Here is a 21,480-nt window from a genome sequence, read left to right as displayed (position 1 = left end):
CCGGTCTTCTCTGGTCAACGGAAGTCGCGCGAGCGCCCGGGCGCCGACACGACGAGCCGCTCGAATCGATCGGCGACGAGGTTCGTGACGCCCTCGGGCGATCGCTCGAGCATGCCGCGCACGATCATCGCGGGCGCTTCGCGTGCCACTCGCCGGTACCGGTTCCATACGCCCACCCCCGCGATGACGTTGAGGGTGCCCGATTCGTCTTCGATGTTGAGGAAGGTGATGCCGCTCGCCGTCGCCGGCCGCTGGCGATGGGTCACGACCCCGCCCACTTCGATGCGCCGGCCGGTCTCCGCGTGCTGCAAGCGGTCGATGCGGATCGCGCCGCGTTCGTCGAGTCGCTCGCGCACGTGCCGGATGGGATGGTCGTCGGGGGAGATGCCCGTGGCCCAGAGGTCGTAGACGACCTGCTCGGCGGGGGTGAGCATCGGCAGCAAGGGAGGCTGCACCACGACGACGGAGCCCTGAAGGTACTCGGCACGGTCTTCTGCAGCCTCGCCGGCGAGCCAGAGGGCTTCTCGGCGCTCGAGGCCGAAGCCGGAGAACGCACCGGCCGCGGCGAGTGCCTCGAGCTGTTCGGCGCTGAGCGCCGCGCGACGTGAGACGTCGGCCATGTCGCGGTACGGCCCGCGTGCGTCACGTTCGGCGACGATGCGTTCTGCGACGGCGGTGCCGATCGACGAGACGTCGGCGAGGCCGAGCCGCACCGCGAAGGCCGCATCGCGGCGATGCTCGGCGGAGCGATCGGGTGCGTGCCTATCGAACCTTCCGACGGGCGGTTGTGCCGGGTCGATGCACGAGTCGAGGCCGCTCGGCGCGCGCGATCCGCGCTGCCGGTCATCGGCGGATGCCGCGGCCGCGCCTGTCGCGGCATCCGTCGCGACCGCCTCGAGTCCGGCGTGCACGCCGGAGTGCAGGATGTCTGGCCGGAGCATCTCGACGCCATGCCGCCTCGCGTCGGCGGTGAGCGTCTGCGGCGAGTAGAACCCCATCGGCTGGGCGCGCAGCAGCGCGGCGAGGAATGCCGCGGGATAGTGGAGCTTCAGCCACGAGCTCGCGTAGACGAGCAGGCCGAAGCTGATCGCGTGGCTCTCGGCGAAGCCGAAGTTCGCGAAGGCCTCGATCTTCGCGTAGATCGAGTCGGCGACGTCTGGTTCGATGCCGTTGCGCTCCATGCCCGCGTAGAGCTTCGACTTCAGGCGTTCGATCTTCTCGACGCCGCGCTTCGAGCCCATCGCCCGGCGCAAGAGGTCGGCGTCGGCAGCGCTGCAGTCGCCGACCGCGACGGCCATCTGCATGAGCTGCTCCTGGAAGAGCGGCACCCCGAGCGTGCGTTCGAGCACCGGCTCGAGATTCGGGTGCAGGTAGCTCACTTCTTCTTCACCGGTGCGGCGGCGGATGTAGGGGTGCACCGCACCGCCCTGCACGGGCCCAGGACGGATGAGCGCGATCTCGACGACGAGGTCGTAGAAGCAACGTGGCTTCAGGCGGGGGAGCGTGCCGATCTGCGCGCGGCTCTCGACCTGGAAGACGCCGATCGAGTCGGCACGGCACAGCATGTCGTAGACCGCCGACTCCTCTTTGGGGATGGTGGCGAGCTCCCACGTCTCGCCGGTGGTCTGCTGCACGAGGTCGAAGGTGTACTGCAGCGCCGCGAGCATGCCGAGGCCGAGCAGGTCGAACTTCACGAGGCCCATCCACGCGCAGTCGTCTTTGTCCCACTGGAGCACCGTGCGGCGCTCTTTTCGGGCGTGCTCGATGGGGCACACCTCGCCGACGGGGCGGTCGGTGAGCACCATGCCGCCGGAGTGGATGCCGAGGTGGCGTGGGAAGGTGAGCACCTGCTCGGCGAGCTCGACGACGGAAGCGGGGATGTCGTGGTCGTCGGTCGAGACCATCGCACCCCAGCGCTCGACCTGGCGCGACCACGCGTCCTGCTGGCCGGTGGAGTAGCCGAGCGCCTTCGCCATGTCGCGCACGGCGGCCTTCGGCCGGTAGCTGATGACGTTCGCGACCTGCGCGGCGTTCTGCCTGCCGTACTTGTCGTAGACGTACTGGATGACCTCTTCGCGCCGGTCGGAGTCGAAGTCGACGTCGATGTCGGGCTCCTCGTCGCGGAGCGCGGAGAGGAACCGCTCGAAGGGCAGCCCGTAGCCGATCGAGTCGACCGCGGTGATGTCGAGCACGTAGCAGACGGCGGAGTTCGCCGCCGAGCCGCGGCCCTGGCAGAGGATGCCGCGGCTGCGGGCCTCGCGCACGATGTCGTACACGATGAGGAAGTAGCCGGGGAAGTCCTTCTGCTCGATGACGTCGAGCTCGCGGCCGATGCGCTCCCGCACGTGCTCGGGCATGCCGGGATAGCGTCGTTCGGCACCCGCCCATGCGAGCTCGCGCAACCAGCTCATCGGCGTGTGGCCGGTCGGCACCTTCTGCTGCGGCAGCCGCGGCTTCGCGCTCCTCAGCCGGAAGCCGAGCTCTTCGGCGAGTCGTACCGAGTGCTCGACCGCGCCGGGATACCTCGCGAAGCGCTGCGCCATCTCGGCCCCGCTCCTGAGGTGCAGCCCATCGGATGCCGGGAGCCAGCCGTCGAGCTCGTCGAGGCTGCGCCGTGCCCGCACGGCGGCCAGCGCGCTCGCGAGCCGGTGCTCGGAGGGGCTCGCGTAGTGCACGGCGTTCGTCGCGAGGAGCGGCAGCCCCGCGCGTTCGGCGAGCCCGGCGAGGGCGTCGTTCGCCTCCTGGTCGAGCGGATGCCCGTGGTCGAAGAGCTCGACGACGACGTTCTCGCGACCGAAGAGGGCGACGAGACGGTCGAGCTCGCGCCACGCGGCATCCGGCCCCTCGGCAGCGAGCGCACGCCTGACGGCTCCCTTGCGACATCCCGTCAGCACCGCCCACTCGCCGCCCGCGCGCTCACCGAGCTCGTCGAGCGAATAGGCGGGACGGCCCTTCTCACCGCCCGCGAGCTGGCCGGCGGTGATCGCGGCCGCGAGGCGGTGGTAGCCCTCTTCACGGCGGGCGAGCACGAGCAGGTGCTCGCCCTCCGGGTCGGCCGAACCGTTCTGCGGCGCGCTCAGACCGAGCGAGAGCTCGGCGCCGAACACGGTCGCCAGTTCGGGGAAGCTCTCGGCCGCCTCGGCGAAGTGCACGATGCCGTAGAAGCCGTCGTGGTCGGTCATGGCGAGCCCCGTGAGGCCGAGGCGCTGCGCTTCTTCAACGAGTTGCTCGGGCGTCGAGGCGCCGTCGAGGAAGCTGAACGTCGAGTGCACATGCAGCTCGGCGTAGGGCACGACCGGGCCGGTCGGCGTCTCGAGCCCTTCAGATGGGCGGTACGGATGCCGCTTCCGGCTCCACGCCGGACTGTCGCCGCCGTCGGCGATGAGCGGGGGCCCGCCCGGCCGTCGCGCGTCGGAGAGCTTGCGCTCGAGCTCCGACCACGGGATGGCGGGATTGTTCCAGCCCATGGCTAGTCGTACCTCGCTTCGGCCCACCAGCCCTCGTCGTCGCGCACGAGGAGCCAGGCGCAGCCGTCGTCGTCGACGATCTGGAAGCGATGCACGCGCTTCGCACGCTCGGGGTCCCACCAGCGCTCCACGACCGGCCATGGGCCCGCCCAGGCCCGCACGGGGGCCGGCCTGCCGCCGTGGACGGCGAAGACCTCGGGGGTCGTGGTGATCGCACCTCGCCCGTCGATCGCGACGGTGACCCCGCCGGCCCCCTGGAGCGCGATCGGCAGTCGTTCGCGGAAGACGCTCGCGGGGGCGAGTGCGGGCAGGCTCCCCGGCCAGGGCGCGTCGCTCGGGCGCTCGGGCGCACGATCGCCCCACGGCACGAGCACCTGCCGGTCGGTGAGCATGCGCCCACCGCCGATCGTCGCGGTCACGACACTCTCGTGCCCGAGCATGCTCTGGACGCGCGTGAGTCCGTGATGCACGCGTTCGTCGGGCCCGCCGCCCCAGAGTCCCTCTTCGTGGTTGCCGGTGGAGTCGATGCGTTCGGGCACGACCCGCAATCGCACGATGGGGGAGGCGAGCCCGCTGGCGGTGCCAGCGCCCTGCAACTGCCAGCGCACCCGGTCGACGACGTCGGCGGGCGTGAACCATTGCGGGTGCAGCCAGCTGCGGCTGGAATGCCCGCCGCCCTCGTCGTCGAGTTCGACGCGGATGCCGGTGCACACGAGCCGCACCGCCCGCATGCGCTCGATGAACTCCTCGGCGAGCACGCGGAAGGCGAAGGCGAGCTGGTCGACGCGGTCGAGCGGCGGCTCGAACTCCTGCTGCACGGAGAACTCGGGCGGCGGCGTGCGGGCGATCACCCTGGCCTGCTCGCGCCCGGCGGCGCGGTCGTGGGCGAAGGCCCCCGCCGCGCCGAAGCGCCGCCGCACGTCTTCTCGCGGCAGTTCGGCGAACTCGCCGAGCGTGCGCACCCCGAGCCGATTGAGCAGGGTCGTCGTGCGGGTGTCGGTGACGAGACCGACGGGCAGCGGTGCGATGAACGCAGCGGATGCCCCGGGCTCGACGATGCCGACGGGAGACGCCGTGGCGGCCCGCGCCGCCTGCTCGGCCGCGAACGGCCCGTCGGCGATGCCGACCCGTGCTCCTGGCACCCCGAGCTCGGCGACGGTGGTGAGGAGGGCCGCCGCCGCGGCATCCTCGCCGCCGTAGTAGCGGGCGGGACCTCTCGCCCGCATCGCGAGCGAGCCGGGGCGGATGAGCTGCACGCCAGGCACGGTCTCTTCGACCCGCCGCACGACGGGCTCGAAGATGCGCGCGTCGAGCGCGGCGTCGTAGTCGAGCACCACGACCGTGGGGGAGCGGTACTGCGCCTCGCGGAGCTTCAGCCCGCGGGTGACCCCGTCGCGGCGGGCCGCTGCCGAGCAGGCGAAGACGAGCTGGGATTCGATGAGGGCGATCGGCTGCCCGGGATCGAGCTCACGCTCGTGGCACGCCGCGAGGATCGGCCAATCGGGGCACCAGAGCACGATCGTGCGGGAGAGCTCGGAGGTCATCCGGTGGCCCGCCGTTCGATGTCGCCGAGGGGAACCGGCTCGGCCCACTCGGGTTCGACCCGGGTCGGCCGGGTGCGCGCCCGCTCGGGGAGTGGCAGCGCCTCGCCGGCAATCGCGAACCCGAGGGAGCGATCGGGCAGGCGGAGCCGCGATCGGGCACGCCGGCCGAACCCGCCTCGACCGGCGGCACTCACGACGACCTCGCGTTCACGCAAGTGGCCGTGCCCGCGTTCGAGCCCCTGCCACTCGCTCTCTTCGAGGCCGAGTCTCGCGTCGCTGCCCGGCCACTCGCCCGCGACGAGCAGGGTCGAGCCGCGCTGGCGGAGCCTCGCCGAGAGCCGGGACGCCTCGGCGGGCGACACCCGGCCGACGGGCCGTACGGCGACCATGGGGATGACGTCGGCGAGGGCGGCGACGACGGTGAGCCATTGCCCGCCGGGATCTGGCACGAGCACCAGGCGATCGAGCGCGATGCCGAAGCGGGCCGCGGCCTCGACGCCGAAGTCGGGCAGCCCGACGACCGCGACCCAGCGCCCGCTCGCCGAGGGGGTCGCGAGCAGCGCCATGAGCAGCGTCGTGGACCCCTCGACCTGCACGACCGTGCCCTCGCGGAGGGTGCCGCCCGGCAGCACCGATTCGAATGCCGGATGCGTCGGCACGGCCTTCGACTCGAGCCGCGTGGCCTGCATGCCGCTGATTCGGGCCTGCAGCTCTTCAACACGCTCCAGCCGCGCAGGTGCGGGCGAGTCCGTGGTGAGGGGAGCGGTCATGGTCATACCCCAGTTTCGAACATATGTTCGAAGAGGGCAAGTCGGGAATGCCGACTGTCCACGTCGTGCGCATTAACGCGAGAAGGGCCGGATCTCGATGATCCGGCCCTTCTCGACACATCGTGCGCGAGGGGGGACTTGAACCCCCACGCCCGTTAGGGCACTAGCACCTCAAGCTAGCGCGTCTGCCATTTCCGCCACCCGCGCATGTGTCTGGCCACCCGATCGCTCGGAGGCCCGAGAGAAGACATTAGCACGGATTACTGGGTGCCTCGAACGCCGGCAGGGCCCCGGTGGTCACCGCCAGCGGTGGCCGATACCGTGAAGTCCATGGCCGAGTCATCCGCAGTCCAGCCCCCGACCCCCGAACTCGATGAGACGGCCGAGATCGCGCGCGACCTGATCCGCATCGACACGAGCAACTACGGCGAAGGACGGGCGAACGGCGAGCGGGAGGCGGCCGAATACGTCGAGGCGAGGCTCACCGCGCTCGGCCTCACCCCGAAGCTCTACGAGCCCGAATCCCGCCGCACGAGCGTCGTGGCCAGGGTGCCGGGGCGCAACCCCGCCAAGCCCGCGCTCGTGCTGCACGGGCACCTCGACGTCGTGCCCGCCGACCCCCGCAACTGGAGCGTCGACCCCTTCGGCGGGGAGATCCGCGACGGCATGCTCTGGGGACGCGGCGCCGTCGACATGAAGGACATGGACGCCATGATGCTCACGGCGCTCGGCGACATCATCGGCTCCGGGTCGCAACCCGAGCGCGAGCTCATCGTCGCGTTCTTCGCCGATGAAGAGGCCGGCGGCGGTCTCGGTGCGAGCTGGCTCGTCGACGAGCATCCCGAGCTCTTCGCGGGCGCCACCGAGGCGATCAGCGAGGTCGGCGGCTACTCGATCGCCGTCGACGGGCAGCGCGCCTACCTCCTGCAGACGGGGGAGAAGTCGCTCATCTGGGTTCGCCTCGTCGCGCGAGGGGTCGCGGCGCACGGCTCGCGCCTCGTTCGCGACAACGCGATCACGAAGCTCGCCGAGGGCGTGGCGCGGCTCGGCCGCACCGAGTGGCCGATCCGCCTCACCGACACGACTCGGGAGCTCCTCGGCGAGATCGCCGCCGTACTCGGCGTCGACCCAGAGCAGGTCTCGCCCGATGAGCTCGCCCTCGCGACCGGATCCGCCTCGGGATTCATCACCGCGACGCTCCGCACGACGTCGAACCCCACGCTGCTCGGGGGCGGCTACAAGCACAACGTCATCCCCGACCGGGCCGAGGCGCTCGTCGACATCCGCACGCTCCCGGGCGAGGAGGACGCGGTGCTCGCCGAGATCCGGGAGCTCCTCGGGCCCGAGATCGACGTCGAGATCGTGCACCGCGACGTGGGACTCGAGAGCCCGACGTCCGGCCCGCTCGTCGATGCCGTGAGGCGCTCGATCGCCGTGCACGACCCGGGCACGCCGGTGTTCCCCTACCTGCTCTCGGGCGGCACCGACAACAAGTCGCTCAGCCGGCTCGGCATCGCCGGCTACGGCTTCGCACCGCTCAGGCTGCCAGAAGGCTTGGACTTCCCCGCGATGTTCCACGGGGTGGACGAACGCGTGCCGCTCGACGCATTAGTCTTCGGTAGGCATGTTCTGCGGGACCTGCTCCTCGACTACTGACGGTCTCGATCCTCCGGCGTTCCGCGGAGGCGGAAGGCGGAAGCCCACGTGTTCGAAGCGCTCATCCTCGGCCTGGTGCAAGGGCTGACCGAGTTCCTGCCGATCTCCTCGAGCGCCCACCTGCGGATCCTCGGCGAGTTCCTGCCCGGAGCGCAAGACCCGGGGGCGGCGTTCACCGCGATCACCCAGCTCGGCACCGAGACCGCCGTCGTGGTGTTCTTCTGGCGCGACATCGTGCGCATCGTCTCGCACTGGTGGGGCTCGCTCTTCGGCAGGGTGCCGCGCAGTGACCCCGACGCTCGCATGGGTTGGCTCATCATCATCGGGTCGCTCCCGATCGTCGTGCTCGGCATCCTCTTCCAAGACGAGATCGAGACGAGCCTGCGCTCCCTCTGGATCGTCGCGACGATGCTCATCGTGTTCGGCATCGTGCTCGGCCTCGCCGACTGGGCCGGGGCAAAGCGGCGCACGCTCGACCAGCTGACCGTTCCGCACGGCGTGGTCTTCGGGTTCGCTCAGGCGCTCGCGCTCGTGCCGGGCGTGTCCCGCTCCGGCGGCACGATCACCGCCGGCCTGCTGCTCGGCTACGAGCGTCCGGCGGCCGCGCGCTACGCGTTTCTGCTCGCGATTCCGGCGGTCTTCGGCAGCGGCCTGTTCCAGCTCTTCAAGAGCTGGGGGCAGCCGACCGTGTACGGCCCGATCGAGACGGCCGCGGCGACGATCCTCGCGTTCTTCGTCGCGATCGTCGTGATCGCGTTCTTCATGAACTACATCTCGAAGCGCAGCTTCCTGCCGTTCGTGATCTACCGCATCCTCCTCGGCGGGCTCATCTTCGTGCTGCTCGGCACGGGAGCCATCCAAGCCTGACGGACGACGGATGCCGCGGCGCCGCGGCATCCGCTCGCGTCGGACTTTCAGCGGCAGCGCCGCATCATTCGCGCGGCCGCCATGGCTCATCGCGCGGTCCCTCGCCCCGACCGTCGGCGCGCCCCTCGGGGCCCTCGCCGCGTCGCCGCAGGTACCGCTCGAACTCCTGGGCGATCGCCTCGCCGCTCGCCTCGGGGGCATCGACGGCGTCGCGCGCCTGTTCGAGTTGCGTGATGTAGCCGGCCATCTCCTCGTCGTCGGCGGCAAGGGCGTCGACGCCAGCCTCCCACGCCTTCGCGTCGGACTCGAGGCTGCCGCGGGGGATGCTGAGCCCCGTGAGCTCCTCGAGCTTGCCGAGGAGGGCGAGCACCGCTTTCGGCGATGGCGCGTTGTGCACGTAGTGCGGAACCGAGGCCCACAGCGAGACGGTGGGGATGCCCACGCGCTCCGCCTGGTCGGCGAGCACGCTGAGGATGCCGACGGGCCCTTCGTAGTTGGAGCGGTCCACGCCGAGGGCGGCCCGCACGTCGGGGTTCTCGCTCGAGGCGAACACCGAGAGCGGCCTCGTGTGCGGCGCATCGGCGAGCATCGCGCCGAGCAGCACGATGCCCTCGACGTCGGCGGTGAGCGCCGCGTCGATGAGCTCGGCCGCGAAGCCCTTCCAGCTGCGCGCCGGCTCCGCGCCGATGAGCACGTGCAGCGTGCCGGCGCCGGGTCCGGTGACGCGGTCGTCGTCGAGCGCGTCACCGCTCGGGCCGAGGATCGCGGCACCCGGCCACTCGATGCGACGGACGCCGTCGTCTCCGACGACGACGGTGGGTCGCGTGAACTGGTAGTCGAAGTACAGTTCGGGGTCGACGGCGGCGATCTCGACCAGGCCGAGTCGCTCGACGAGCAGCCTCGCTGCTCCGGTCGCCGCCTCGCCGGCGTCGTTCCATCCCTCGAATGCCACGACGAGCAGCCTTCCGCCCTCGAATCCGGCCGGCTGAATCACTCCTGGTGCCCCGCTTCCCGCCCCGGATCTCCGGGTTCCTCTCCACAATAGGCCGTGCCCGTAGACTTGCGGGTTGTGACTACACGCCTGCCCGCCGCCGTCCTCTGGGATATGGACGGAACCCTCGTCGACACCGAGCCGTACTGGATGGCCGCCGAAGAGGAGCTCGTGAGCTCCTTCGGCGGCACCTGGACGCACGAAGACGCACTCGCCCTCGTCGGAAGCGGCCTGTGGGAGGCGGCGACGGTGTTCCAGTCCTTCGGCGTCGACCTCGATGCCGACACGATCGTCGCGCGCCTCACCTCGCGCGTGAGCGAGCAGCTCGTCGCGCACGGCGTGCCGTGGCGCCCGGGCGCGCGCGAACTGCTCGAGGCGCTGCGCGAGGCATCCGTGCCCACCGCGCTCGTGACGATGTCGATCCGGTCGATGGCCGATGAGGTCGTGGCCGCGATCCCGTTCGAGGCGTTCGACGTGATCGTCACGGGCGATTCGGTGACCGAGGCAAAGCCGCACCCCGAGCCCTACCTCACCGCCGCCGCCGAGCTCGGCGTCGACATCCGCGATTGCGTGGCCATCGAGGACTCGCCCGCCGGCGTCATGTCGGCGTTCAGTGCCGGCGCCGTGGCGGTCGGAGTGCCGAACATCCTCTCGCTCGACGATTCGCCCGCGAGCGTGCTCTGGACGACCCTCGCCGGCAAGTCGGTGGCGGATGTCGCTGCCCTCGTCGGTGCGCGCGAGGAGAGCCGATGAGCGAGCCGACCGACGAGCCGACGCACGAGCCCGTGAACGAGCCGACGAGCGAGCCCCGGCGCGAGAGCCGCGGCCAGCAGAGCGGCCCGTTCCGCGTCGGCGACCGCGTACAGCTGACCGGCCCGAAGGGCCGCATGCACACGATCACCCTCCAACCGGGCGCCCTCTTCCACTCGCATAAGGGCCCGATCGCGCACGACGACCTCATCGGCCTGCCCGACGGCTCGGTCGTCGCCAACCGGGTCGGCATCCAGTACCTCGCCCTGCGGCCCCTGCTCAGCGACTTCGTCATGTCGATGCCCCGCGGTGCGGCGATCGTCTATCCGAAGGACGCCGCGCAGATCCTCGCACAGGCCGACATCTTCCCCGGTGCGACCGTCGTCGAGGCCGGAGTGGGCTCCGGCGCGCTGTCGCTCTGGCTGCTTCGCGGTATCGGCCCAGCGGGCCGCCTGCTCTCGTTCGAGCGCCGCGAGGAGTTCGCCGACGTCGCGCGCGGCAACGTCGCGACCTTCCACGGTGCCGATCCCGAGAACTGGTCGATCACCCTGGGCGATCTCGCCGAGGTGCTGCCCGACGTGGCGCCCGAGGCATCCGTCGACCGCGTCGTGCTCGACATGCTCGCCCCCTGGGAGTGCCTCGACGTCATCTCGACGGCCCTGAAGCCCGGCGGCGTGCTGCTCTGCTACATCGCGACGGCCACCCAGCTCTCCCGCGTCGCCGAGGCGATCCGGGCGACTGGGGAGTACACCGAGCCGAGCTCGAGCGAGACGATGGTGCGCGGCTGGCATGTGCAGGGGCTGGCGGTGCGGCCCGACCACCGCATGATCGCGCACACCGGATTCCTCATCACCGCCCGTCGGCTCGCTCCGGGCACGGTGCTGCCCGAGCTCAAGCGCCGTCCGTCGAAGACCGAGTTCAGCGACGACGACTTCGAGGCGTGGACCCCGGGCGCGCTCGGCGAGCGAACGGTCAGCGACAAGGCGTTGCGCAAGCGCGTCAGGGCTGCGGATGCCGCGGCTGAGCGCTCCCGCGCGGCCGACGGCCCCGCCGCCGAACCGCAGGACACCGAGCCCCCGGCCGGAGGCGGGTAGGCTTTCAACGACTTTTCACCGCCCCCGCGACCCATCGAAGAATCGAGGATCAGTGCGCTCGTCTCTCGCGCTCATCGCCACGGCCGGCCTCGTCGCCGTCTCCCTCGCCGGTTGCGCCACGGCGCCCGATCCGGAGGCCACTGCGGGCGACTCGTCCGAGGCCATCACCGTCTCGGGCGATTTCGGCGAGGCGCCGAAGGTCGAGTTCCCGAAGCCGCTTGCTCCGGGCGAGACGCAGTGCACCGAGGTCATCGCAGGCGAGGGTCCGCGGATCACCGATGGCGAGCAGGCGCTCGTCGGCCTGGCCGTCTACAACGGCGCCACCGGCGAGGAACTGTCGGTCGCCGGATTCGACGACGAGGAGCGAATCCCGATCACCGCCGCGAAGGGCGCCACGATGCCGGGCCTCCAGAAGGCCCTGACCTGCGCGCGGACCGGCTCTCGCGTGGTGGCCGTCGTGCCGCAAGACGACGGCTTCGGACCCGACGGCAACCCGTCACTCGGCATCGAGCCCGGTGACAGCCTCGTGTTCGTGATCGATGTCGAGAAGACGTTCCTGGCGCGAGCGAATGGCGCCGTGCAACTCTCGCGCGACGGCTTCCCGGCGGTGGTGCTCGCGCCCGACGGTCGCCCCGGCATCACCGTGGCGAAGTCTGACCCTCCGAAGCATGAGCAGTCCGAGGTCGAAGTGCTGAAGGCGGGGTCCGGTCCGGTCGTCGAGTCAGGCGACAATGTCGTCGTTCACTACACCGGCGTCACATGGGCCGACAACGGGGTCTTCGACTCCAGCTGGGAGAATGGTGCGCCCGCGAACTTCGAAGTGACCGAAGGCGAGGGCTCGCAACTCATCCCCGGCTTCTCGAAGGCGATCATCGGCCAGAAGGTCGGATCGCAGGTCGCCGTGATCGTGCCGCCCGAGGAGGGCTACGGCGACCAGGATCAGCCGAACATTCCGGCAGGCTCCACCCTGTTCTTCGTCATCGACATCCTGGGCACCTACTGAGTCCGCGCAAGGAGCCGTTGGTCGCCCACGGGCCAGTATGATCGCACGTGTGGCGAGTGGAGGGGGCAAGGGCGAGTCGAGGATCCCGGTCGAGGATCGTCTCTTCAGTCTTGTGCTCGCGCTGCTCGCAACCGAGACCGGGCTGCTGAAGGCCGAGATCCTCTCGACGGTGCGCGGCTACGCCGAGCGTTTCGACACCTCAGGGCAGAACTCCAACCTCGAGCGCCAGTTCGAGCGCGACAAAGACGACATCCGCGAGCTCGGCATCCCGCTCGAGACCGTGGAGTCGCCTGATCGTCCCGGCGACAACCAGGCCCTTCGGTACCGCATCCCCAAGGGGCAGTACGACCTGCCCGACGAGGTGCGCTTCACGCCCGACGAGCTCGCGCTGCTGGGCCTCGCGGCCGAGGTCTGGCGCGAGGCATCCCTGTCAGCCGACTCCCAGCGCGCGCTCACCAAGCTGCGATCACTTGGAATCGAGCCTCGCGACCCGGTCATCGGCTACGCGCCCAGGCTCCGTGTCAGGGAGGCCGCGTTCGAACCGCTCCGTCAGGCGCTCGACCGCCGCCAGACCGTGCGATTCCGGTACTTCAAGCCGGGGGAGCCCGAGGCGAGGCTCCGCACGGTCAACCCGCTCGCCGTCGTCCTGCACGAGAACCGCTGGCATCTGCACGCGTTCGACCTCGATGCCGACGGCCCTCGCACCTTCCTGCTCTCGCGCATCATCGGAGCGGTGACGCCCGTTGCTGGCTCAACGTTCGACGCGCCGCCGGCCGGCATCCAAGACCGGGTGATCGCCGAGCTCAACGAGCTCCGGCTGCGGAACTCCACCGATCTCGCCGTCACCGCGGGCAGTGACGCCGAGGTGCGCCTCGGCAAGCGAGCCGTCGAGGGCGACGAAGACGCGGGCGTCATCCGGCTCCATTACACGGATGCCGCGGTGCTCGCCGATGAGCTCGCCGCCTACGGTCCCGAGGTGCGCGTGCTCTCACCCGAGTCATTGCGCGAGGCGGTGCGCGAGCGCTTGCGTGCCGTCGCCGCGGCCCACCGCGACGGCGTGGAGGAGGCATCCTGATGGCCAAGCGCACCAAGCCCCTGAAGGCACCCGACAAGCTCGTCTTCCTGCTCTCGTTCGTGCCCTACCTGCTCGAGCAGCGGGTCGTCGACGTGGCGGAGGCCGCCCAGCACTTCGGGATGACCGAAGAGGAGATCCGCGACGCGGTGCGTCTCATCGCGACTTCCGGGCTGCCGGGCGCCACGGGCACCTACCAGCCGAACGATCTCTTCGACATCGATTGGGACTCCTTCGAAGACGACGACGTGATCGTGATCGTGCACCATGTCGCGATCGACGACGCCCCTAGGCTCTCGGCGCGCGAAGCGTCCGCGCTCATCGCGGGCTTGCAGTACCTCTCTGCCTCGCCCGAGAACGCGAGCAGCGCATCCCTCGCCTCGCTCATGGCGAAGCTCACGGCCGGGGCCTCCGCAGCACCAAGTCGACTCGCCGTCGCCGAGACCGAGGCCGACTCGTCGCTCGCCGTGATCCGCAGCGCGGTGACCGGCGGCCGACAGCTCGAGTTCGACTACCGCAACGCACTCGGGCAGGCGGGTCGCCGTCGCGTCGATCCGCTGCGCATCCTCTCCCAAGACGCCGACTGGTACCTGCAGGCCTACTGCCACACGCGCGAAGACGTGCGCAACTTCCGTGTCGACCGCATGAGCGGTCTCGCGGTGACCGAAGTGCCGATCGACGACCATTCCGATCGTGAGGTGCCTGACACGCTCTTCCAGGTCTCGGACTCCGACCTCGACGTCGTCGTCGATGTCGCCCCCGAGACGATTCCGTTGCTCGCCGACTACCTCGCCGACTCCACATCCGTCGAGGTCGACGGGCGGATGCGGGTGACACTCCGGCTCGCCCACGTGCACGGGCTGAAGCGGCTCGTGGCGGGCCTGCCCGGCCTCGTGACGGTCGTCGCACCAGCCGAGGCGCGCGCCGTCGTAGCCGAGTGGGCGACCGCCGGACTCGCGGGATATGGTGGCGAGGCGCCCCCGCTCGGCGACGAGAACGGCGCGGAGACCCCCGACAGGTAGACTGTCGTCACCCATCCTCCGAGAAACGGACCAACACTTATGTGGCAAGGCTTCACTGGTTGGCACGCGCTGATCATCCTCGTGGTCATCCTGCTGCTCTTCGGCGCGCCCAAGCTCCCCGCGCTCGCGCGCAGCCTCGGCCAGTCGATGAAGATCCTGAAGAGCGAGGTGCGCTCCGACAAGGTTGACGGCGAAGCGCCCGCCGCAGGCGACGCGCCGGCCAGCTCCGAAGAGCCGGATTCCGGCAAGAAGTCCTGACTCCGGTGACCGCGATGAAAGATCGCGGCGAGAAGAACCGCGAGAAGCGGATGTCGCTCGGTCAGCACCTGATCGAGCTCCGCAAACGCCTCTTCATCTCCGCGATCGCAATCGTCGTCGGCGCGGGTCTCGGGTGGTGGCTCACCGACCTGTTCGTCTGGGACGCGATCCAGGAGCCCGTGCAGCGCGTGGCCGAGGCGCAGGGCTCCGACACGACGATCATCTTCCCGACGATTTCGAGCGGGTTCGACCTGCTCCTGCAGATCGCGTTCACGCTCGGTCTCGTGATCTCGAGCCCGGTGTGGCTGTACCAGATCTTCGCATTCCTCGTGCCGGGGCTGAACAAGCGTGAACGCCGCTTCACGCTCGCCTTCTTCGCGACGGCGATCCCGCTGTTCTTCGCTGGCTGTGCGGCCGGATGGTTCGTACTGCCGAACATCGTCAAGCTCATGACGGGCTTCGTGCCCGAAGGTGCATTGTCGCTCCTGACCGCGAAGGAGTACATCGACTTCGTCCTGAAGCTCGTGGTCGCGATCGGCGTCGCCTTCGTCGTGCCGGTCTTCATCGTGCTGTTGAATGCCGCGGGCATTCTCAGCGCCGCGGCGATCATCAAGTCGTGGCGGGTCGCGATCCTCGTGATCGTGCTTTTCACGGCCATCGCGACGCCGTCGGCCGACATCGTGTCGATGTTCATGCTGGCGATCCCGATGATCGCGCTGTACTTCGCGGCGTGGTTCATCGCCCATTTGCACGATCGCCGTGTCGAACGGCGCAACGCGCGCGAATTCGGGGCGGCTGTCTAGGCTGGAGGGGTGATGAGCCTCTCGCCGTCCGAGCGCTACGCGCTTTCGCGTCAGGAACGCCGCCAGCCTCGGCTCGCAGAGTTCGCCGCCGGGCTCCGGTTCGAGCTCGACCCGTTCCAGCGCGCGTCGTGCGCATCGCTCGACGAGGGGCGCAGCGTCCTCGTCGCGGCGCCCACCGGTGCCGGTAAGACGATCGTCGCCGAGTTCGCCCTTTACCTGGCTATGCAGGCCCGCGACGAGAAGGTCTTCTACACCACGCCGATCAAGGCGCTCAGCAACCAGAAGTACCAGGAGTTCGTCGACACGTGGGGTGCCGACAAGGTCGGCCTGCTCACGGGTGACACGAACATCAACTCGAGCGCGCGCATCGTGGTCATGACCACCGAGGTGCTCCGCAACATGCTCTACGCCGACTCGCCGCTCCTCGATCGGCTCGCGTATGTGGTCATGGACGAGGTGCACTACCTCGCCGACCGATTCCGCGGTGCCGTTTGGGAGGAGGTGATCATCCACCTCCCCGAGGCCGTGCGGCTCGTCTCACTGAGCGCGACCGTGTCGAATGCCGAGGAATTCGGCGACTGGTTGCAGGCGGTGCGCGGCGACACCGACGTGATCGTCTCCGAGGAGCGACCGGTGCCTCTTGAGCAGCATGTGCTCGTGAAGGCGAAGCTGCTCGACCTCTTCGATTCTTCAGGCCCGGTGGCGACGCATCGGGTGAACCCCGAACTCCAGCGCCTCGCGCGTGCCGGCGGCCGCTCCATCACGGCGCGATCCGAGCGCGGCCGCCGCGGCGGCGATCGTGGCCGGTACCACCAGCCTGGCCAGGGCAGCGGGCGCGCCGACCGGCCAGAGGTGGTCGCGCTCCTGCAGGGCAAGAACCTGCTCCCGGCGATCGTGTTCATCTTCTCGCGGGCGGGCTGCGACCAGGCCGTTCGTCAGGTGCTGCAATCCGGCATCCGGCTCACCGAATCGCACGAACGCGCCGAGATCAGGGCGATCGTCGAGGAGCGGGCACGGATGCTGCGCGACGAGGATCTCGCCGTGCTCGGTTACTGGGAGTGGCTCGAGGGCCTCGAACGGGGCGTCGCAGCGCACCACGCGGGCATGCTGCCGGCCTTCAAGGAGATCGTCGAAGACCTCTTCCAGCGGAAGCTCCTGAAGGTCGTGTTCGCGACCGAGACGCTCGCGCTCGGCGTCAACATGCCGGCGCGCTCCGTCGTGCTCGAGAAGCTCGAGAAGTTCAACGGCGAAGCGCGAGTGCCGATCACACCGGGGGAGTACACCCAGCTGACGGGCCGCGCAGGCCGGCGCGGCATCGACGTCGAGGGGCACTCGGTGATCCAGTGGGTCGACGGGCTCGACCCCGAATCGGTCGCCTCGCTCGCCTCGCGACGAAGCTACCCGATGAACTCGAGCTTCAAGCCGACGTACAACATGGCTGTCAACCTCATCGACCAGTTCGGGCGCGAGCGCACCCGCCAGATCCTCGAGCTCTCGTTCGCGCAGTTCCAGGCCGACCGCGCCGTCGTCGACCTCGCTCGCACCCTGCGCAAGCAAGAGGAGTCGATGGTCGGATTCGAGGAGGCGATGCGGTGTCACCTCGGCGACTTCGGCGAGTACGCGGCACTGCGGCGGCGCATCGGCGAGCTCGAGCGGCAGGCGTCGAAAGGCAACCCCTCGCACGGCCAGCGCGAACGGATGCAGCGTGAGCTCACGGCTGCACGCAAGGCGATGCGCGGGCACCCATGCCATGGGTGCGCTGAGCGCGAGCAGCACGCACGGTGGGCCGAACGATGGTGGCGACTGAAGCAGGAGCACGAGCAGTTGTCGCGACAGATCCGCACCCGCACCGGGCAGGTCGCCAAGCGATTCGACCGGGTCGCCGAGGTGCTCGAGGCCCTCCGGTACCTCGAGTACGACAAGCACGGCGCCCTCGTGTCGACCTCGGCGGGCCGCATCCTGAAGCGCATCTATGGCGAGCGTGACCTGCTGGTGGCCGAGTCGCTGCGCCGCGGGTTGTGGGACGGTCTCGACACCGCAGGCCTCGCCGCAATGGCCGCGGCGCTCGTCTACGAGCCGCGCCGCGACGACCGCGGCGAGCAGTTCCGTTTGCCGCGCGCCGGATTCCGTGAGGCGTTCGAGCGAACGCTCGACGTCTGGAGCGACCTCGACCAGCTCGAGCGCGAACATCGACTCGCGGGCAGCGAGCAACCGTCGCCGGCCCTCTCGTCGGCGATGTACGCGTGGGCGCGCGGCGCCGCACTCGGCAACGTGCTCGACGACACCGAGCTTGCTGCGGGCGATTTCGTGCGCCTCACGAAGCAAGTGGTCGACTTGCTCGACCAGGTGTCGATCGTCGCCGATGCCGAGCTCGGGGCGACCGCTCGCGCCGCGATCGACACGGTGCGGCGCGGCGTCGTGGCGTACGGCTCGCTGGGCTGATCACGCCCGCGCGTCGCTTAGGCTGAACGAGTGCCCGAGAACCTCCAGCGTCCCGTGCTGCCGACTTGGGCCGCCGTTCTCGTGGCAATCGCCGGCGGCGCCGTCTACGACCTCGGCTTTCCCGGCGCGAGCGCCTGGCCGCTCGCATTCCTCGGCATCGCCCTCGCCCTCGTCAGCCTGATCGGCCGTTCTTCGTGGTCGGCGCTGCTCGTGGGTTTCGCCTTCGGCTTGACGTTCTACCTGCTGCAGGTGTCGTGGACCTCGCTGTACCTCGGGCCCGTGCCGTGGCTCGCGCTCTCGTTCCTCGAGTCGACCTTCGTCGCGGCGGGGGCGGTGCTCATCACGCTCGCCTACCGATGGCTGCCGCAGGCCAGTCCGTCGCGATGGGTGCGACTGGTGTGGCTGCCGCTCCTCGTCGCGGGCCTGTGGTGCGTGCGCGAAGCTGCGACGGGATCAATACCCTATGGCGGCTTCCCGTGGGGCCGAGCCGCGCTCAGCCAGTCCGAGAGCCCGTTCGCCGACGTGGTCTCCTGGATCGGCTCGACCGGGCTCAGTCTCGTGATGGTTGCGATCGTTGCCGCGCTCATCGAGTGGGTGCGGTTGCGAGGCTGGCGCGACCTGCGCACCGCCGTGCCGGTTGCGGCGGTCATCCTCATCGCGATGGTGATCCCCGCGTGGCCGACGACGCCCAACGGAGAACTCACGGTGGCGAGCGTGCAGGGCGACGGGCCTGCCGGATACTTCGACGAACGGTCACCCGGAGGCGTCCTCGCCGCGCAGCTCGAGGCGACCGAACCGATCCTCGATGAGTCGGGAGTCGACGTGCTCCTGTGGCCCGAGGGTGGCTCAGACGTCGATCCCATGCGAAGCACGGAGGCCGCGCGCATCTTCGATTCGCTGAGCGAGCGCCTCGATGCTCCCGTCATCCTCAATACCGTGACGAGCATCGACGAGAAGTTCTTCAACACCTCCCTGCTCTGGCGCGCAGGGGAGGGGGCGGTCGCGAGCTACGACAAGCGCAACCCAGTGCCCTTCGGGGAGTACATCCCGGATCGGTGGTTCTACGAATCGCTCGCCCCCGACCTCGTCGGGCTGATCCAGCGCGGCTACACCCCAGGCACCAACCCGCCCGTTTTCGATCTCGGCGATGCCGTGACCGGACTTGCGATCTGCTTCGACGTGATCTACGACGAGCTCATCTGGCAAGGGGCGCGCGAGGGTGCCGAGCTCTACATGTTCCAGACCAACAACGCCGACTTCCGCAACACCGACGAGAACCAACAGCAGTTGGCGATCGCGCGGCTCCGTGCGATCGAGACCGGGCGCTCCGTCGTGAACATCTCGACCGTCGGCACGAGCCAGGTGATCGATCCGTCGGGGCGCACCATCGACTTACTGCCCGCCTACAAGCCGGGGGCGATGGTGACCGAGGTCGAGCTTCGTGAAGGCCTGACGCCCGCGGTCGCGATGGGCGGCGGCATCCCGTTCCTCGTCATCATCAGCGCGCTGGGCGGGCTGGTCGCCGCGGCAGCCCTCGCGAAACGGCGAGCTGCCGCGGCGTGGTTCGCGTCTACGCGCCGATCTTCTGCTGACCCCGACGGGCTCGCAGGTAGTTGAGCCGCTCCTCGAGCAACTCTTCGAGCTCGGCGCGCGTGCGGCGCTCGAGCAGCATGTCCCAGTGGGTTCGGGCGACCTTCTCACCCGAACGGTCGATCTCGACCGGCTTCGAGTCGACGAGCAGCGTCGCGGCTGCACCGCAGAAGCGACACTCCCAGGTCTCGGGGAGCTCAGCCTCGGTCGAGAACGTCATCACCGTCTCGCGGCCGCACACCTCGCAACGGTAGGTGTAGTCTGCACGGTCGGCGAAGACGACGCCGTCCTCACTCTGCAGGCTCTGGGCGCCGATTCGCATGCCCCGAAGGCTCCTGTCCGCCATGGCGTACTCCTCTCGATCCTCTCTAGGTATAGACGATCAAGCTGGGCATTCCCTTCCCGCGGGCTGATGGATTGCCGGGGAATTCTCAGCTTCGAGAGGCGACGACGTCGAGCGCGAGGTCCGCGCGATCGGTGACGAGTCCGTCGATGCCGAGATCGAGCAATCGCGCCATGTCCGCACCGTCGTTGACCGTCCACACGTGCACCTCGCTGCCGGCGCGTTGGACCGCCGCCACGAAGCGGGCGGTGACGAGCCGAACCCTGCCCGAGCGCTCGGGAATCTGCAGGGCGCCGGCACCGCGCAGCGCGCGAATGAGTCGAGCCTCCGGCCCGGCGAATGCGGCGACGCGGGCACGGATGACCCCGGCGCTGCCCGCCGACGTGGCGACGCCGGGCACGAGCGACGCGAGCCGGAGCCGGCGCCGCTCGGAGAAACTCGTCAGCAGCACGCGCGACTCGGCTCCGGTGCGCTTCACCGCAGAGACCACGGGCTCGACCGCCCGCTCGACTTTCACATCGATGTTGAAACGCGTCTCGGGGAAGGCGTCGAGTGCCTCTTCGAGCGAGCAGAAGCTCTGACCTCGACCGAGGTCGACTCGGCCGAGCTCGGCCATCGCGAGTTGCGCCACCGCGATGTCTCGACCGGCGACGCGCTGGAGCGATGGGTCATGCGCGACGACCGCCATTTCGTCGCGACTGACATGCACGTCGGTCTCGATGTACTGCACACCGATGGCGACCGCATTCTCGAACGCGAGGAGCGTGTTCTCAGGCGCGTCGACCGCGAAGCCGCGATGAGCGAGCACCCGCGGCCCCGGTGGTTCGAAGTACGTGGAGGCCACGCGCGACGTCAGCTCCGCGGCGGCGCTGGGTCGTTCGGGCCGGCCTGCGGCGGCACGAACGCCCGCCCGATGCCCTTCAGCGCCTCGGTGAGCTCGCTCGGCACGATCCAGAGCTTGTTCGACTCGCCCTGCGCGATCTGGGGGAGCGTCTGCAGGTATTGGTAGGCGAGGAGCTTGGGATCGGGGTCGCCCTTGTGAATGGCCTCGAAGACCTTGAGGATCGCCTCCGCCTCACCCTGCGCCCGAAGCACGGCCGCTTGCGCATACCCCTCGGCCTCGAGGATCGCGGCCTGACGGGCACCCTCGGCGGTGAGGATCGCAGACTGCTTGGTTCCCTCCGCAGTGAGGATCAGTGCGCGGCGGTCGCGCTCGGCGCGCATCTGCTTCTCCATCGAGTCCTGAATCGAGTGGGGCGGGTCGATCGCCTTGAGCTCGACACGGGAGACGCGGATGCCCCACTTGCCGGTGGCTTCATCGAGCACGACGCGAAGCTGCCCGTTGATGTTGTCGCGTGACGTGAGCGCCTCTTCGAGATTCAATCCGCCGACGACGTTTCGGAGCGTCGTGGTGGTCAGCTGTTCGACCGCACCGAGATAGTTCGCGATCTCATACGTCGCAGCCCTGGCATCCGTGACCTGGAAGTAGACGACGGTATCGATCGACACGACCAGGTTGTCTTCGGTGATGACCGGCTGTGGAGGGAACGAGACGACGGTCTCACGCATGTCGACGAGCGGACGCACGCGATCGATGAACGGCACGAGGATGTTCAAGCCCGGCATGAGGGTCTTGTGATAGCGGCCGAGCCGCTCGACGACGCCGGCGTATGCCTGCGGGATGATGCGGATCGCGCGAACCAGCACGACCAATACGAAGATCCCGACGACGATCAGCAGCGCGATGACGAAGATCTGGCCGACGAATCCCTCGATGCCGATCATGGTGAACTCCTCTGCGGTTGTAC

Annotated in this window: 18 protein-coding genes and 1 tRNA gene; 11 read left to right on the top strand and 8 right to left on the bottom strand. The window is 69.5% G+C overall.

The window, feature by feature from the left end:
• Positions 1–14 precede the first annotated feature (14 nt).
• The 4 genes from QFZ29_RS08015 to QFZ29_RS08000 all read right to left on the bottom strand — a co-directional run bounded on the left by QFZ29_RS08015 (position 15) and on the right by QFZ29_RS08000 (position 5,988).
• Positions 15–3,467: an error-prone DNA polymerase gene (locus QFZ29_RS08015; protein WP_306893642.1), complete on the bottom strand. Its 3,453-nt coding sequence runs from the start codon at positions 3,465–3,467 to the stop codon at positions 15–17.
• A gap of 2 nt (positions 3,468–3,469) precedes the next feature.
• Complete coding sequence (locus tag QFZ29_RS08010; RefSeq protein WP_306893641.1) at positions 3,470–5,011, bottom strand: DNA polymerase Y family protein; 1,542 nt, start codon at positions 5,009–5,011, stop codon at positions 3,470–3,472.
• Complete coding sequence (locus QFZ29_RS08005) at positions 5,008–5,781, bottom strand: hypothetical protein (RefSeq protein ID WP_306893640.1); 774 nt, start codon at positions 5,779–5,781, stop codon at positions 5,008–5,010. The genes QFZ29_RS08010 and QFZ29_RS08005 overlap by 4 nt, the downstream gene beginning before the upstream one ends.
• A gap of 123 nt (positions 5,782–5,904) precedes the next feature.
• Positions 5,905–5,988: transfer RNA gene (locus QFZ29_RS08000), tRNA-Leu, on the bottom strand.
• A 123-nt stretch (positions 5,989–6,111) separates the two neighbouring features.
• Between QFZ29_RS08000 and QFZ29_RS07995 the strand changes: the two genes are divergently transcribed.
• Both QFZ29_RS07995 and QFZ29_RS07990 read left to right on the top strand, forming a co-directional pair.
• The gene (locus tag QFZ29_RS07995) at positions 6,112–7,437 is read left to right on the top strand and encodes a M20/M25/M40 family metallo-hydrolase (RefSeq protein WP_306893639.1); all 1,326 of its coding nucleotides are present in this window, start codon (positions 6,112–6,114) and stop codon (positions 7,435–7,437) included.
• Between the two features lie 48 nt (positions 7,438–7,485).
• A complete protein-coding gene (locus QFZ29_RS07990) occupies positions 7,486–8,304 on the top strand; it encodes an undecaprenyl-diphosphate phosphatase (RefSeq protein ID WP_306893638.1) in 819 nt (272 codons plus the stop codon).
• 64 nt (positions 8,305–8,368) lie between these two features.
• Here QFZ29_RS07990 and QFZ29_RS07985 read toward each other — a convergent pair whose 3' ends face one another.
• Entirely contained in the window at positions 8,369–9,265 is an 897-nt protein-coding gene (locus QFZ29_RS07985) for a PAC2 family protein (RefSeq protein WP_306896657.1), read from the bottom strand.
• A 108-nt stretch (positions 9,266–9,373) separates the two neighbouring features.
• On the opposite strand from QFZ29_RS07985, the gene QFZ29_RS07980 reads away from it, so the two are divergent.
• From QFZ29_RS07980 to lnt, 9 genes are all read left to right on the top strand, one after another.
• Complete coding sequence (locus tag QFZ29_RS07980) at positions 9,374–10,048, top strand: HAD family hydrolase (RefSeq protein ID WP_306893637.1); 675 nt, start codon at positions 9,374–9,376, stop codon at positions 10,046–10,048.
• Positions 10,045–11,139, top strand: a complete 1,095-nt coding sequence (locus tag QFZ29_RS07975; protein WP_306893636.1) for a tRNA (adenine-N1)-methyltransferase — start codon at positions 10,045–10,047, stop codon at positions 11,137–11,139. The genes QFZ29_RS07980 and QFZ29_RS07975 overlap by 4 nt, the downstream gene beginning before the upstream one ends.
• 52 nt (positions 11,140–11,191) lie before the next feature.
• Positions 11,192–12,142, top strand: a complete 951-nt coding sequence (locus tag QFZ29_RS07970; RefSeq protein ID WP_306893635.1) for an FKBP-type peptidyl-prolyl cis-trans isomerase — start codon at positions 11,192–11,194, stop codon at positions 12,140–12,142.
• A 49-nt stretch (positions 12,143–12,191) separates the two neighbouring features.
• On the top strand, positions 12,192–13,217 hold the full coding sequence (locus QFZ29_RS07965; protein ID WP_306893634.1) for a helix-turn-helix transcriptional regulator: 1,026 nt from the start codon (positions 12,192–12,194) through the stop codon (positions 13,215–13,217).
• Positions 13,217–14,236 (top strand): helix-turn-helix transcriptional regulator, encoded by a 1,020-nt coding sequence (locus tag QFZ29_RS07960; RefSeq protein WP_306893633.1) that lies wholly within the window; start codon positions 13,217–13,219, stop codon positions 14,234–14,236. Before QFZ29_RS07965 ends, QFZ29_RS07960 begins: the two co-directional genes overlap by 1 nt.
• Positions 14,237–14,317: 81 nt before the next feature.
• Entirely contained in the window at positions 14,318–14,494 is a 177-nt protein-coding gene (locus QFZ29_RS07955; RefSeq protein WP_373426195.1) for a twin-arginine translocase TatA/TatE family subunit, read from the top strand.
• Positions 14,495–14,544: 50 nt separating this feature from the next.
• On the top strand, positions 14,545–15,297 hold the full coding sequence (tatC, locus tag QFZ29_RS07950) for a twin-arginine translocase subunit TatC (RefSeq protein WP_306896655.1): 753 nt from the start codon (positions 14,545–14,547) through the stop codon (positions 15,295–15,297).
• A gap of 12 nt (positions 15,298–15,309) precedes the next feature.
• Positions 15,310–17,739, top strand: a complete 2,430-nt coding sequence (locus tag QFZ29_RS07945) for a DEAD/DEAH box helicase (RefSeq protein ID WP_306893632.1) — start codon at positions 15,310–15,312, stop codon at positions 17,737–17,739.
• A 30-nt stretch (positions 17,740–17,769) separates the two neighbouring features.
• Entirely contained in the window at positions 17,770–19,356 is a 1,587-nt protein-coding gene (lnt, locus tag QFZ29_RS07940; RefSeq protein ID WP_306893631.1) for an apolipoprotein N-acyltransferase, read from the top strand.
• Here lnt and QFZ29_RS07935 read toward each other — a convergent pair.
• The 3 genes from QFZ29_RS07935 to QFZ29_RS07925 all read right to left on the bottom strand — a co-directional run bounded on the left by QFZ29_RS07935 (position 19,310) and on the right by QFZ29_RS07925 (position 21,457).
• A complete protein-coding gene (locus tag QFZ29_RS07935; RefSeq protein ID WP_129520650.1) occupies positions 19,310–19,675 on the bottom strand; it encodes an RNA polymerase-binding protein RbpA in 366 nt (121 codons plus the stop codon). The genes lnt and QFZ29_RS07935 overlap by 47 nt on opposite strands.
• 85 nt (positions 19,676–19,760) lie before the next feature.
• On the bottom strand, positions 19,761–20,480 hold the full coding sequence (locus QFZ29_RS07930; protein ID WP_306893630.1) for a glycerophosphodiester phosphodiesterase family protein: 720 nt from the start codon (positions 20,478–20,480) through the stop codon (positions 19,761–19,763).
• A 44-nt stretch (positions 20,481–20,524) separates the two neighbouring features.
• Entirely contained in the window at positions 20,525–21,457 is a 933-nt protein-coding gene (locus tag QFZ29_RS07925; RefSeq protein ID WP_306893629.1) for an SPFH domain-containing protein, read from the bottom strand.
• Positions 21,458–21,480: the final 23 nt, after the last annotated feature.

The organism is Agromyces albus (assembly GCF_030815405.1).
GTDB classification, from domain to species: domain Bacteria; phylum Actinomycetota; class Actinomycetes; order Actinomycetales; family Microbacteriaceae; genus Agromyces; species Agromyces albus_A.
Note: the sequence above shows the minus strand (reverse complement) of the source record. Positions and strands in the feature narration are given on the sequence as shown.

What these genes read in the sequence shown, in the direction of transcription:
- QFZ29_RS07975 (WP_306893636.1), top strand. Translation starts at nt 10,045, where the DNA reads ATGAGCGAGCCGACCGACGAGCCGACGCACGAGCCCGTGAACGAGCCG.
- QFZ29_RS08010 (WP_306893641.1), bottom strand. Translation starts at nt 5,011, where the DNA reads ATGACCTCCGAGCTCTCCCGCACGATCGTGCTCTGGTGCCCCGATTGG.
- QFZ29_RS07935 (WP_129520650.1), bottom strand. Translation starts at nt 19,675, where the DNA reads ATGGCGGACAGGAGCCTTCGGGGCATGCGAATCGGCGCCCAGAGCCTG.
- tatC (WP_306896655.1), top strand. Translation starts at nt 14,545, where the DNA reads ATGTCGCTCGGTCAGCACCTGATCGAGCTCCGCAAACGCCTCTTCATC.
- QFZ29_RS07945 (WP_306893632.1), top strand. Translation starts at nt 15,310, where the DNA reads ATGAGCCTCTCGCCGTCCGAGCGCTACGCGCTTTCGCGTCAGGAACGC.
- QFZ29_RS08015 (WP_306893642.1), bottom strand. Translation starts at nt 3,467, where the DNA reads ATGGGCTGGAACAATCCCGCCATCCCGTGGTCGGAGCTCGAGCGCAAG.
- QFZ29_RS07995 (WP_306893639.1), top strand. Translation starts at nt 6,112, where the DNA reads ATGGCCGAGTCATCCGCAGTCCAGCCCCCGACCCCCGAACTCGATGAG.
- QFZ29_RS07960 (WP_306893633.1), top strand. Translation starts at nt 13,217, where the DNA reads ATGGCCAAGCGCACCAAGCCCCTGAAGGCACCCGACAAGCTCGTCTTC.
- QFZ29_RS07925 (WP_306893629.1), bottom strand. Translation starts at nt 21,457, where the DNA reads ATGATCGGCATCGAGGGATTCGTCGGCCAGATCTTCGTCATCGCGCTG.
- QFZ29_RS08005 (WP_306893640.1), bottom strand. Translation starts at nt 5,781, where the DNA reads ATGACCGCTCCCCTCACCACGGACTCGCCCGCACCTGCGCGGCTGGAG.